At 39.9% G+C, this 13,543-nt stretch carries 9 protein-coding genes; 2 read left to right on the top strand and 7 right to left on the bottom strand.

Going from position 1 to position 13,543, the window contains the following annotated elements; genetic code table 11:
* Positions 1 to 65: 65 nt before the first annotated feature.
* From H6F45_RS18635 to H6F45_RS18620, 4 genes are all read right to left on the bottom strand, one after another.
* Positions 66 to 299, bottom strand: coding sequence for a DUF433 domain-containing protein (locus tag H6F45_RS18635; protein WP_190348054.1), 234 nt, complete (start codon positions 297 to 299; stop codon positions 66 to 68).
* 65 nt (positions 300 to 364) lie between these two features.
* On the bottom strand, positions 365 to 754 hold the full coding sequence (locus H6F45_RS18630; protein WP_137667947.1) for a DUF433 domain-containing protein: 390 nt from the start codon (positions 752 to 754) through the stop codon (positions 365 to 367).
* 276 nt (positions 755 to 1,030) lie between these two features.
* Positions 1,031 to 1,621, bottom strand: coding sequence for a hypothetical protein (locus H6F45_RS18625; protein ID WP_190348053.1), 591 nt, complete (start codon positions 1,619 to 1,621; stop codon positions 1,031 to 1,033).
* A gap of 95 nt (positions 1,622 to 1,716) precedes the next feature.
* The gene (locus tag H6F45_RS18620; protein WP_242052674.1) at positions 1,717 to 2,046 is read right to left on the bottom strand and encodes an RNA-binding protein; all 330 of its coding nucleotides are present in this window, start codon (positions 2,044 to 2,046) and stop codon (positions 1,717 to 1,719) included.
* 211 nt (positions 2,047 to 2,257) lie between these two features.
* On the opposite strand from H6F45_RS18620, the gene H6F45_RS18615 reads away from it, so the two are divergent.
* On the top strand, positions 2,258 to 3,835 hold the full coding sequence (locus H6F45_RS18615) for a B12-binding domain-containing radical SAM protein (RefSeq protein ID WP_137668250.1): 1,578 nt from the start codon (positions 2,258 to 2,260) through the stop codon (positions 3,833 to 3,835).
* Between the two features lie 94 nt (positions 3,836 to 3,929).
* Here H6F45_RS18615 and H6F45_RS18610 read toward each other — a convergent pair whose 3' ends face one another.
* The 3 genes from H6F45_RS18610 to glp all read right to left on the bottom strand — a co-directional run bounded on the left by H6F45_RS18610 (position 3,930) and on the right by glp (position 5,735).
* Positions 3,930 to 4,106, bottom strand: coding sequence for a type II toxin-antitoxin system HicA family toxin (locus H6F45_RS18610; protein ID WP_096572413.1), 177 nt, complete (start codon positions 4,104 to 4,106; stop codon positions 3,930 to 3,932).
* Positions 4,103 to 4,309 (bottom strand): type II toxin-antitoxin system HicB family antitoxin, encoded by a 207-nt coding sequence (locus tag H6F45_RS18605; protein WP_190348052.1) that lies wholly within the window; start codon positions 4,307 to 4,309, stop codon positions 4,103 to 4,105. The genes H6F45_RS18610 and H6F45_RS18605 overlap by 4 nt, the downstream gene beginning before the upstream one ends.
* 202 nt (positions 4,310 to 4,511) lie before the next feature.
* Positions 4,512 to 5,735, bottom strand: coding sequence for a gephyrin-like molybdotransferase Glp (gene glp, locus H6F45_RS18600; protein WP_190348051.1), 1,224 nt, complete (start codon positions 5,733 to 5,735; stop codon positions 4,512 to 4,514).
* Positions 5,736 to 6,656: 921 nt separating this feature from the next.
* Between glp and H6F45_RS18595 the strand changes: the two genes are divergently transcribed.
* Positions 6,657 to 13,543, top strand: a 6,887-nt coding sequence (locus tag H6F45_RS18595) for an SBBP repeat-containing protein (protein WP_190348050.1), incomplete at its 3' end; no start/stop codon positions are given.

Here is a 13,543-nt window from a genome sequence, read left to right as displayed (position 1 = left end):
TCACATGGGATGCGATGCTACTGTAAGAGGGGAAATATGAACATCAGCAATAAAACGTAGGTTATTCATGCTGAAGGAATGCTGGTAATTTTATCTGAAACTGTCCAAGCTGCATAGTTGAGAGTTTGTCTAATATCTTCTTCCTCTAATTCTGGATAAGCTGCTAAAATTTCCTCAATTGAAAGTTTGCTGGCTAGTAATTTGAGAATAAAAGCTACAGTAATACGCATTCCTCTAATTGTTGGTTGTCCTAAACAAATGTGAGGATTAATAGTAATGCGATCTAATTGATTCAGCATTATTAACTCCTAATATCAAACACGATAATAGATTTATATTGCTCTCCTTGGTATCCAGAGCAATTTTACCACTCATTTGCATTTACCCGCCGACATTGAGCAATTGACTGTTTTATCTCTGCTGCTTCTGCATCGCTTAAAATTCCTGTAAATTTAGCAAGAGGATGATCTTTTCGTGTAGCTTTCACAGCAGGATGTACTAATTCATTAGGTACTTGATTTCGTTCAATATAATCATTAATTTCTGCTTGATGATCTAGATAAAAACTCAAGGCATCAAATACTTGTGCTAGTGTTAAATGTGGTAAATGATTAGGGATTTCTTCTGGCATAATTCCCAATCGCCATAAACCAACAATAGCACGAATGGATGTACGAGTACCTGTAATAATTGGCTCTCCACCTAAAATTTCAGGATTGCGTGTTACATATCTTGAGGATGTTTCAGCAAACATAATAAAAGTTACTCAAGTAGTATGATTTTTCTTCTAGTTTATCTTATGTGAATTACTTTCTTTGTCTCAGGTATTGTTTGACTTTGGAAATTAGTAAAAATGGCAGAGGTTAAGAAGGAATGAACCACGAAGACACGAAGGACACGAAGAGAAGAGAGTTTTAAAGGGATTTTTTGTTAGTTTTGGTAACTTGATTTTGGAAAAAGGGTGATCGCTCTCCGAGACTATCATAATATAAGATTGATGAAAAAGTCTTTTCATGTAGTCATTGATGGTTTATATCATTTTCCTTAATTTCACTAGCACTTCTTTTTCTAAACCTGTAGACCAACGGTATTTATAGCTTTCATGTTCGTAGCGACTAACCTTTTCTTTGAGGGTTTCTATAGATGTAATCAGTTTTTTCACATCTTGTTGAGTTTGAATATTCTTAATAACAGCCGCAATTTTTAAGTAATAGTTTGCTATCACATCTGCTTCTTCTTTTGAGGCATTATGATCTTGATGATACCGTCTTATCTTCCCAGTCATTTCTTCAAAATAAGACGCTATACTTCTGACTAGAGCTAAATCTAACTCATCCAGTTTTTTATTTTCAGAATTAATTTCTCCCTGATTTGATATATTAGAAATATCTGATTCATCAATAAACGCAGATGTTTGAATTGGTTCTGAATTTTGAACTTCAGCTTTACCAACGATATATTCTAGGGTTTTGACACAATCTAGAAAAGATAATATATTACGGGCTATCACCTGTTTTGTATGAATATTGATAATTCCGTAGCTAGAACCTTCATTGACTACAGCATATTGTCCCTGTACTGTAACATAAGCCGTTGTGTCTATTCTGTTTATATCACTCATAGTATTTGGCAGGGTAAAAAGATTAATATTCCAAGTTTACAACAACAGTATTATTCTTTGTAGGCATTACATAAGCATATCATTATATTCAAGTTTTAACTAGCTAAAGTAGGAACTTTCAAAGGCACAAGGGCTTTATGCAGTACACTGGGTTTAGCACTTAAATACACTTCCCGACAATTACTCTCATTGTATCCAACTACAACCGCGCCGATAGTTGTACCAATTTCTGGATACATTTCTGGACTCATCCCCCCTTCATCTAAAAAGTCTGGGATTTTGATCAACCCCTTAACTAAAGACTCATCAATATTGACAAAAACGCCAAAGGGTGTATGAAATTCAACTTTTCCCAGAACAAACTGACCTAGCTGATACTTAGATTTAATATTCTCCCAACTTGTACTATCCATAATACTATCCATAAAAAATTATCTTAACCCAAGTTGCTAGTTATCAAGTTAATGCTGGTAGTAGGTTAAAATTCCGTCTTAATCCTGTAAATCCTTACATCCTGGATATCCTGATTCTGACAGTTCCTCTATTCTCACACATAGCAGGGCAACATATAAAAAAGTCAATCAGTCCTAAATTTAGTTACAGTTAGATAACAAATCAATCGTGAGGGGTGATACTATGCGTGTCTTGCTAGTTTATCCAATATTTCCCAAAACCTTCTGGTCCTATGAAAAAATCCTACAACTCGTAGATAGAAAGGTTCTATTACCACCATTGGGTTTAGTCACAGTGGCAGCTATCCTACCCCAAGAATGGGAGTTTAAGCTAGTAGATCGTAACATTCGCCCAGCAACAGAAGAAGAATGGGCTTGGGCAGATATAGTTATTTTCTCGGCTATGATTGTCCAAAAACAAGATTTATTAGATCAAGTCCGGGAAGCAAAACGTCGGGGTAAGTTGGTAGCTTTAGGTGGTCCCTATCCCACATCCACACCCCATGAAGTGGAAGCAGCAGGGGCAGATTACCTGATTTTAGATGAAGGGGAAATCACTTTACCGATGTTTGTGGAAGCGGTGCAAAAAGGTGAAAAATCTGGGGTTTTCCGCGCCACTGAAAAACCAGATGTGACAACTACACCCATTCCCCGCTTTGATTTATTAGAATTTAATGCCTATGATATGATGTCTGTGCAATTTTCGCGGGGTTGTCCTTTCCAATGTGAATTTTGCGACATCATTGTTTTATATGGACGTAAACCGAGAACCAAAACACCAGCACAACTTTTAGCAGAATTAGATTATCTTTATGAGTTGGGTTGGCGGCGTGGTGTGTTCATGGTGGATGATAACTTTATTGGCAATAAACGCAATGTGAAATTGTTGCTAAAAGAGTTAAAAGTTTGGATGGCTGAACATCAATATCCATTCAATTTTGACACAGAAGCTTCCATTGATTTGGCACAAGATCAAGAAATGATGGAGTTGATGGTTGACTGTGGTTTTAAAGCCGTATTTTTAGGCATTGAAACCCCAGATGAGGATAGTTTGCAGTTAACTAAGAAGTTTCAAAATACGCGCAGTTCTTTAACAGACGCAGTACAAACTATTATTAAAGCTGGACTGCGACCAATGGCAGGGTTTATTATTGGCTTTGATGGTGAAAAAGCCGGTGCGGGCGATCGCATTGTCAGATTTGCTGAACAAGCTGCTATTCCTTCCACCACTTTTGCTATGTTACAAGCATTGCCAAATACCGCTTTATGGCATCGTTTGAAAAAAGAAGGTAGACTGCGGGAGAATAAAGACGGAAATATCAATCAAACCACATTAATGAACTTTATTCCTACCCGTCCTTTAGAAGAATTGGCTAGGGAATATGTGGAAGCTTTTTGTGCTTTATATGATCCTGTAGCCTATTTAGATCGCACCTATCGCTGTTTTTTGATGTTGGGTTATCCCCAATGGACAGCACCAGCTAAAACGCCAGAATGGGTAGTTATCAAAGCACTGCTAATTGTGATTTGGAGACAAGGTTTTAAAAGAGAAACTCGCTGGAAATTCTGGCATCACTTCTTTAGCATTCTCAAGCATAATCCCAAGGTGATAGAACAGTACGTTTCTACCTGCGCTCACATTGAACATTTTGTGGAATATCGGCAAATTGTCCGTGATGAAATTGAAAGTCAGTTAGCTGCTTATTTAGCCCAAGGTGCAGAAAAACCTTATGTTCCAGAAAAGGAAAAAGTAGTAGCTTAGGGACTGGGGACTGGGGACTGGGGACTGGGGACTGGGGACTTCTGATCTCCTGACTCCTAGCCCTCAAAAAAAGACTTTCAAAACCATCCTCTATTTAAATTCCTAACTGTTTTTTGATTAAACGACAGAGACTTTCTTTGATTTCTGGATGACGTGGTACAGGCGATTGTTTTCCATTAATAGGGTTAATATATATATCATGTTTCTTACCATGACGTTTTAAATAGCACCCTGCATCAACTAATTCTCTAACAAAATTTCCTCGTTTCACGTCACATCAACCCAAATTTCTTTAGTTTGCACTTGGGGATGATTTTCTAAGCTTTCTTCTAACATTAGCTGGTAGGCATCTTTAATATTTTCTTCTAACTCTTCTAATGATTCCCCCTGACTAAATACTCCCGGAATTTCCTTTAATTTTCCTACATACCAGCTATCATCTAACCAGTATTCGAGAGTAAAATTTTTTTGCATATACTTGACCCCTTAAACTCGGTTACTATTCAATTATATCATTTCAGTTTTCATTTACAGTAGGGTTTAGCATTACCACGACTTACGCAAAACAGAACGAAAGTAGAGGTAATTCATGAATTACCCCTACGCAAGAATCAGGTTGTCAGTCCGATATTGTGTAAGTCCTAATTACTAAACCCTTGTTGACTGCTGACTCCTATTATATTTGCACAACCAAAACTTCTTCCCCTGGATAAACAAAAGTTTTACCTACAGGTAACACAGCTAAAGCATTAGTTTGAGCTAAATTAATTAAATTACCAGAACTATCATTACCTTCAGATTTCTGAAATTGATAAACACCGTTTACCAGATTTAACTTACCCCAAATATAAGTTTCCATCTTGCCATTAGATTGTAATTCTGATTGCGATCGCACTTTGATAAATTTACTTTCCCAACCTTTAGCCAGTCCTGACATTTTTTTAATTGCAGGTTTTACAAACCGCCAACAAGTCACCAACGCTGAAACAGGATTTCCCGGTAAACCAAAATATAATTTATTGCCAAAAGTTGCAAAAGTTAAAGGTTTCCCCGGACGCATTTGTACAGAACGAAAATGAATTTTTGCTGCCAATGATGCTAAAGTTTTATATATGTAGTCATAATCACCTACGGATACACCACCAGTAGAAATGACTATATCAGCATTGGCGATCGCATAATCTATAATTTCTTGTAAAGTTGTCGGCTCATCCTGAATAATTCCTAACAGTAACACTTCTGCCCCCAATTCCCGCATCAAAGTAGCTAAAGCATACTGATTAGAATCTACTATTTGTCCTGGTTTCAGCAATTGTTCCGGCATCACCAACTCATCGCCAACTGATAAAATAGCCACACGGGGACGACGGAAAACACTCACTTGTTCACGTCCAGCAGCAGCTAAAACCGCAATTTCAGACGCAGTTAAAGGAATACCAGCCGGTAAAATTTCGTTTCCAGCTTGATAAAAGTCCCCCTTGCGTCTCACAAACTCCTGGGGTTGAGGCGCAATAAACACAAAAACCCGGTTTTCCTGTCGGTGGGTTTTTTCCTGCATAACTACAGTATCCGCACCAGGAGGCATCATTGCACCTGTGAAAATTCTTGCAGCTTGTCCTGGTTTAATTGTTACCTGTGGTTCATATCCAGCAGGAATTTCTTCCACCACTTGCAAAACAATGGGTTTATCAGCCCTTGCTTGCTGCACATCTGCATAACGCACAGCATAACCATCCATTGCCGAGTTATCCCAGTGGGGAAAATCCAGGGAACTGATCACAGGAGTTGCTAAAATGCGATTATTTGCCATTAATAAATCAACAAATTCCACATCTAGCTGGTTATCTAACGGTTTCACAGCATTTAAAATAGTAGCTTCTGCATCTCTGACTGACAGCATAGTTATAGTTAATGATGATAGTTTTGGTTATTTTAATCTAGTGTTGTGTAAGTTTTAAATACAGAATAATTTAATGTTACTAATATTACTATTAAACTTCTATACAGCAACAGTTACAGCAGATTTCGTTGCTATGAGGTACAAATCATAATAATAAAACTCTTGTGGGGTGGGCATACTTCGACATAGTTCGACTCCGCACTTCGACTTCGCCCTTCGACACCGCTCAGGACAGGCTCAGTACAAGCTCACTAACCGCTCAGTACAAGTCTTGCCCGCCTATACTGTACCTCATTACACCGGAAAGTGCTGTATGATCGGGAGAAAAAGTCAACACGGTAGACATTTGGTAAAAATGAATATAGGGACAATTCATGAATTGTCTCTACAAGGGTTTCAAACAACGCTTATGTAATGACCGGACAGGTCTATCAACTATTTGCTCTTGTGTACTTTGCGTACTTTGCAAGTATTAAAAAAATTAATTGCCACTTCATAGACAACTAGTATGTATATAAACTTGTATAAAAACCATTTATTAAAACCGTCCATAAGATAGCTGATCAGAATAGCTAAAATTTTTATTCTTAAAGTATTAATTTATCCCAACTTGTGCTATAATGATTATTACTACATAATAATGTAATCTAATTACAAATATCCTGCCTTAAATATCCTGGTTTATATCTCGATTAGATTCCCCTTACCCGCTTATAAAAGCGGTCAATTCATCAAAATCCCCTTTTTTAGGGGTATTTAAGGGGTTGAAAAAAGCTTACGGTTCAACTAGCAAGTTGGGTTAGTAATATTTTACCTGATTACTCAAATCCTTCAATACTGTAAAAATACTTAGCACTCATCCTGACTTTAACAGTAAAAACACCCAAAATACTTTGTTAAACATTTAGGAGAATTTACTTAATGGCTACTATTTCATGGAAAAACCCTACTAATGGTAACTGGAACGTTGCTGCAAACTGGAATCCAGGCACTATACCAGGTTCGGCAGATATAGCTCAAATCACCATCGCTGGAACTTACAATGTTCTCTTAGATATCGACAGAACACTGACTGGTTTAACTCTCGGTACAAATACGGGCATCCAAACCCTCGATCTCACCAATGGTAATACCTTAACATTGAATGGCGCGAGTACCGTTAGCAATAATGGTGTTTTAAATCTGACTTCTGGCACTCTTACTGGCACGGGTGCTTTAACCATTTCTAACAAACTCAACTGGAGTGGAGGCACATTAAGCGGTACGGGTAAAAAGACCGTCAGTGGTACATTAAACCTGAGTGGTGATCAATATTTTCTCGATGGAACAACCCTAGAAACCACAGGAACAACAGTTTGGACTGGTAATGGAGCATTATATGCTGCCAACGCTGCAATGTGGAACAATACCAGCACTGGCACTATTGACCTCCAAGGTGATGCTGATTTTTATCAATGGACTGGTAATCAAACCACCTTCAATAATACTGGTACTCTGATCAAATCCAACGGTACAACTACAGGTGAATCATACATTAGTGGACTCTTCAACAACACAGGTACAGTCCAAGTTAAGGCAGGAACATTAAATCTGAATGGTGGAGGAACTAATACTGGTAGTTTCAGTATTGATGCAGGATCGACATTAAAAATCACTGCTGATTACAACTTCAATGCAGGTAATAGTATTACTGGTGCAGGTAACTTTAACCTTGAAAGTGGAACAGTTACAGTTAATGCCGCTTCTACTTGGTCTGCTCCTGTCAATTTAACCAGTGGAACAATCACAGGAACAGGTGCTTTAACAATTTCTAACAAACTCAACTGGAGTGGAGGAGGCACATTAAGCGGTACAGGGAAAAAGACCGTCAGTGGTACATTAAACCTGAGCGGCGGTCACCTACTAGGTGGAACAACCCTAGAAACCACAGGAACAACAATTTGGACTGGTAATGGAACATTATACACTGGCGACGGAGCAATTTGGAACAATACCAGCACTGGCACTATTGACCTACAAGATGATGCTGATTTTTATCAATGGTATGGAAATCTATCCACCTTCAATAATGCCGGAACACTAATTAAATCCAACGGTACAACTACAGGTGACTCTTCCATTAGTGGACTTTTCAACAATACAGGTACAGTCCAAGTTAAGGCTGGGACATTAACTCTGTATTCAGGAGGAACTAATACTGGTAGTTTTAGTATTGATGCAGGATCGACATTAAACATCACTGGTAATGCTGATTACAACTTCAATACAGGCACTAACATTACTGGAGTTGGCAATTTTGTTGTTAGTTATGTTACAGTCAAAATTGTTCCCGCTTTTAACTACTCAGGAGCAGTTTTCGTCAATAATTCGGGAAATCTGGATATTGGCGCTGCCTCTACTTTGTCTGCTCCTGTGAATTTAACAGCAGGAGGAAACCTCACAGGAACAGGTGCTTTAACCATTTCCAACCAACTCAACTGGAGTGAAAGCACATTAAGCGGTACAGGGAAAAAGACCGTCAGTGGTACATTAAACCTGAGCGGTTATCAAACCCTAGATGGAACAACCTTAGAAACATCGGGTGCAACCGTCTGGACAGGTACTGGCTATTTGAACGGTACTAACAACGCAATTTGGAACAATACCAGCACGGGAACTATTGACTTACAGAGTGACGCAGATTTTTATTATTACTCTACTGCCACCTTCAACAACGCTGGTACTCTCACCAAATCCAACGGTACAACTACAGATGAATCCTATGTAGGCTTCATTTTCAACAACACAGGTACAGTCCAAGTTAAGAAAGGAACATTAAATCTTTCAGGTGGGGGAAGTAATAGCGGTGCATTCAGTATTGATAGTGGAGCGACATTAAAAATTACTAATAACACCTACAACTTTGATGCAGGTAATAGTATTACTGGTGCAGGTAACTTCAACATTGAAAGTGGAACAGTTACAGGAATTTTCAATGTTACTAACAAACTCAACTGGAGTGGAGGCACACTAAGCGGTACAGGGAAAAAGACAGTCAGTGGTACATTAAACCTGAGCGGTTATCAAACCCTAGATGGAACAACCCTAGAAACATCAGGGACAACAATCTGGACAGGTACTGGCTATTTGAACGGTACTAACAACGCAATTTGGAACAATACCAGCACTGGCACTATTGACCTCCAAAGTGATGCTGATTTTTACTACAACTACAATGGAAATCCAGCTACCTTCAATAATGCAGGAACTTTAACCAAATCCAACGGTACAACTACAGATGCATCCTCTGTAGGCTTCGGTTTCAACAACACAGGTACAGTTAATGTTAAGAAAGGAACTTTAAACCTTGAGGGTGGGGGAAGTAATAGCGGTGCATTCAGTATTGATAGTGGAGCGACATTAAAAATTAGTGGTTATTACAACACCTACAACTTTGATACAGGCAATAGTATTACTGGTGCGGGTAACTTCAACATTGAAAGTGGAACAGTTACAGTTAATGCTCCTTCTACCTGGTCTTCCCCTGTCAACTTAACAGGAGGAAACCTCACAGGAACAGGTGCTTTAACGATTTCTAACAAACTCAACTGGAGTGGAGGAGGCACACTAAGCGGTACAGGGAAAAAGACCGTCAGTGGTACATTAAACCTGAGTGGTTATCAAACCCTAGATGGAACAACCCTAGAAACATCAGGGACAACAATCTGGACAGGTACTGGCTATTTGAACGGTATTAACAACGCAATTTGGAACAATACCAGCACAGGAACCATTGACTTACAGAGTGACGCAGATTTTTATTATTACTCTACTGCCACCTTCAATAATGCAGGAACTTTAACCAAATCCAACGGTATAACCACAGATGAATCCTATGTAGGCTTCATTTTCAACAACACAGGTACAGTTAATGTTAAGAAAGGAACTTTAAACCTTACAGGTGTGGGAAGCAACACTGGTACTTTCAATATTGATGCCGGAGCAACATTAAGAATCACCTCTGACTACAACTTTGATACAGGCAATAGTATTACTGGTGCGGGTAACTTCAACATTGAAAGTGGAACAGTTACAGTTAATGCTCCTTCTACCTGGTCTTCCCCTGTCAACTTAACAGGAGGAAACCTCACAGGAACAGGTGCTTTAACGATTTCTAACAAACTCAACTGGAGTGGAGGAGGCACACTAAGCGGTACAGGGAAAAAGACCGTCAGTGGTACATTAAACCTGAGTGGTTATCAAACCCTAGATGGAACAACCCTAGAAACATCAGGGACAACAATCTGGACAGGTACTGGCTATTTGAACGGTATTAACAACGCAATTTGGAACAATACCAGCACAGGAACCATTGACTTACAGAGTGACGCAGATTTTTATTATTACTCTACTGCCACCTTCAACAACGCTGGTACTCTCACCAAATCCAACGGTACAACTACAGATGCATCCTCTGTAGGCTTCGGTTTCAACAACACAGGTACAGTTGATGTTAAGAAAGGAAAGTTAACATTCACAGGTGGTTATACTCAAACTGCGGGAATAACTCGCCTCAGTGGTGGTAGTCTCACCTTCGATGGTTCTAATTTTCTGAACTTACAAGGTGGAAACCTCACAGGAATCGGAACTATCACAGGTAATGTTAACAATACTGGTGGTCAAGTCAATCCTGGTAATACCATAGGTACATTAAATATCACTGGTGACTACAGCCAAAGCGGTACAGGAACACTCAACTTAGAATTAAGCAGTGCCACCACCTTTGATAAATTCAACATTAGCGGTGCAGCAGATATAGGTGGTATCCTCAAACTGAATTTAACAGGTGGCTTTACACCCACCATTGGTACTAAATTTGCAGTTTTAACTTATGGTTCTGCCACAACCAAGAGCTTTAACAGCATTGAAGGCATAGATATTAGCAGCAGTTTAGCCTTTGCGCCTACTTCCACAGGTAAGAACTTAATTTTAGAAGTAGTAGACCAAGTTCAGAACTTAGGAGCGATTATACCCTACGTTTCTCAAACAGTTACAGACTCTGTAGGTGATACAGACAAATTTGATTTTTATCGCTTCAATATCACCACAGCCAGCAATGTGCAACTGAAACTTTCTAACCTGACAGCTAATGCCAATATTTGGTTAGTTGATGGATTAGGTCGTACTATTGTCCAAGGTATTAAAACTGGAATCGCTGATGAACTGATTAGCTCCTTCCTAGATGCAGGAACTTATTACGTCAGAATTTTCCAAGGTGCGACTGGCAATAACACTAACTACTCCCTACAACTTGCTGCCTCAACTAATCGCTGGACAGTGCAGTTAGGTGGAGTCTATGACGATTTTGCTAACGCTGTCAGCAACGATAGTACAGGTAATGTCTACTCCACAGGCTACGGATACGATTACGATCACGGTAACATTGATGCAGGTATTGTTAAATATAGTCCTGATGGCACTCAAACCTGGTTTCAACAATTTACCTCCAGTAGCAATGATTACGCCTATGGTATAGGTAACGATAGTTTTGGTAATGTCTACACCACAGGTTATACAGAAGGTAGTTTTGCAGGTAGTACCCTTCAGGGATCTTCTGATGCCTTTATTACCAAATACAACACCAATGGTACACAAGCTTGGGTCAAACAATTTGGTACAGATGCTCAAGATTACGCCTATAGTATCAGTGTTGATAGCAATGGCAATAGTTATATTGCAGGCCAGACATGGGGGACTTTTGCAGGTAATACTACTCAGGGTGCTTTTGATGCTTTTATAGCCAAATATGACACCAATGGTACACAAACTTGGGTCAAACAATTTGGTACAAGTGCTGACGAAGAAGCAACCAGCATTATTCTTGATAGCAGCACTAATAGTCTGTTAGTTACAGGCCACACCTATGGTAGTTTTGCCGGTAGTACCAACTTGGGAGGTTTAGATGTATTTGTCAGTAAATATGACACCAATGGTACACAAACCTGGGTGAAACAGCTTGGTACAAGTAGCAACGAATATTCTACTGGTGTTGCCAGCGATAGCACAGGTAATATTTATGTAACTGGATACACCACAGGGGCGTTTACTGGTAACACTAATAGAGGTGCTGAAGATGGCTTCTTAGCAAAATATAGTTCTAGTGGCACTCAACTCTGGGTGAGACAATTTGGTACAACAGGCCAAGATTTTCTCCAAGAAGTCAAAACCGACAGCGCAGGTAATATTTATGTAGTAGGTGTCACCAGTGGTACGTTCACTGGTAATACCAGTGTAGGCGGTTGGGATAGCTATATTGCTAAATACAATACAAGTGGTACTCAACTCTGGGTGAGACAATTTGGTACAACTTCCACTGATGAAGCGGTAGGTCTAAATCTTGATAATCAAGGCAATATATACGTTAGTGGTCGTACCTATGGCAGTTTCCCCACTTACACCAATCAGGGCGGCAGTGATGGATACATAGCCGTATTTGATACTAATGGTAATCAGTTATCAGTGCCGGCAACTCCAGCGACAACTGGGGTAGTGGTTGTTGTTAACGCCACTGATGCCTATGCAGCTGAAACCGCGACAGGAGTTACAGCCAATCCTGGTGTTTTCACTCTCACCAGAACTGGAACTCCCACCAATGCCCTAACAGTTAACTACACCCTCAGCGGAACTGCTACCAATGGTACAGACTACAGCAGCTTAACTGGTTCTGTCACCTTTGCAGCCGGAAGCAGCACCGCTACCGTCACCATAAACCCCATTTATGACAGCCTCATTGAAGGTACAGAAACAGCCATCCTAACTGTTGTTACAGGTACAGACTACACCCCTGGTATAGCTTCCAGCGCCACTGTTAATATTGCTCCCCCTTCAACTTATTACCTGACCACTGCTGCTAGTTGGACTGATGCCCAAGCTCAAGCTCAGGCAATGGGTGGTAATCTGGTGACAATCAATAATGCGATTGAAAACCAGTATTTAGTCAATACTTTTGGAGGTTCAGAACAGTTCTGGATTGGATATAACGATGCAGCCCAAGAAGGTCAATTTGTTTGGGTGAGTGGGGAAACTTCTCAATACACTAATTGGATTAGTGGTGAGCCCAATAACGCGGGCGATGTTGAAGATTATGCGGGAATAAATTGGGGAGGAGCAGGTCTTTGGGCTGATTTCTCCAATAATTATTCCCACCGAGGCATTGTTGAAATTAGTGAGAATGACTTACCCAAAATCTCCCTAGCTGTATCACCTAGCAGCGTCAACGAAGATGGAACAACTAACCTAGTTTACACCTTCACCAGAACTGGAATTACCACCAATCCTCTGACTGTTAACTATGCGGTAGGTGGAACAGCAGACAGTACAGACTATACAGGTGCAACACCAGGAACAGGAAAAACCATTACATTTGCAGCAGGTTCAAGTACAGCGACACTAATAATAGATCCCACAGCAGATACCACAGTTGAAACTGATGAAACTGTTCTTTTGAACTTAACTGCTGGTGACGGTTACACCATTGGTACAACCACAGCAGTCACCGGAACTATTACCAATGATGATTTCCCCACCATTACCCTAGCTGTATCTCCTGCCAGTGTAACAGAAGATGGAACAGCCAATCTGGTTTACACCTTCACCCGCACTGGTGTCACCAGCAACGCATTAACAGTCAACTACAACATCACTGGAACAGCAGCTAGTACAGACTATACAGGTGCAACACCAGGAACAGGAAAAACCATTACATTTGCAGCAGGTTCAAGTACAGCGACACTAATAATAGATCCCACAGCAGATACCACAGTTGAAAG

Origin of the sequence: Sphaerospermopsis sp. FACHB-1194 (assembly GCF_014696235.1) — a bacterium.
In the GTDB taxonomy this organism is placed as follows: domain Bacteria; phylum Cyanobacteriota; class Cyanobacteriia; order Cyanobacteriales; family Nostocaceae; genus Sphaerospermopsis; species Sphaerospermopsis kisseleviana.
Note: the sequence above shows the minus strand (reverse complement) of the source record. Positions and strands in the feature narration are given on the sequence as shown.

Excerpts from the sequence above, each read along its gene's own strand:
- H6F45_RS18635 (WP_190348054.1), bottom strand. The coding sequence starts at position 299 with ATGCTGAATCAATTAGATCGCATTACTATTAATCCTCACATTTGTTTA.
- H6F45_RS18630 (WP_137667947.1), bottom strand. The coding sequence starts at position 754 with ATGTTTGCTGAAACATCCTCAAGATATGTAACACGCAATCCTGAAATT.
- H6F45_RS18625 (WP_190348053.1), bottom strand. The coding sequence starts at position 1,621 with ATGAGTGATATAAACAGAATAGACACAACGGCTTATGTTACAGTACAG.
- H6F45_RS18620 (WP_242052674.1), bottom strand. The coding sequence starts at position 2,046 with ATGGATAGTATTATGGATAGTACAAGTTGGGAGAATATTAAATCTAAG.
- H6F45_RS18615 (WP_137668250.1), top strand. The coding sequence starts at position 2,258 with ATGCGTGTCTTGCTAGTTTATCCAATATTTCCCAAAACCTTCTGGTCC.
- H6F45_RS18605 (WP_190348052.1), bottom strand. The coding sequence starts at position 4,309 with ATGCAAAAAAATTTTACTCTCGAATACTGGTTAGATGATAGCTGGTAT.
- glp (WP_190348051.1), bottom strand. The coding sequence starts at position 5,735 with ATGCTGTCAGTCAGAGATGCAGAAGCTACTATTTTAAATGCTGTGAAA.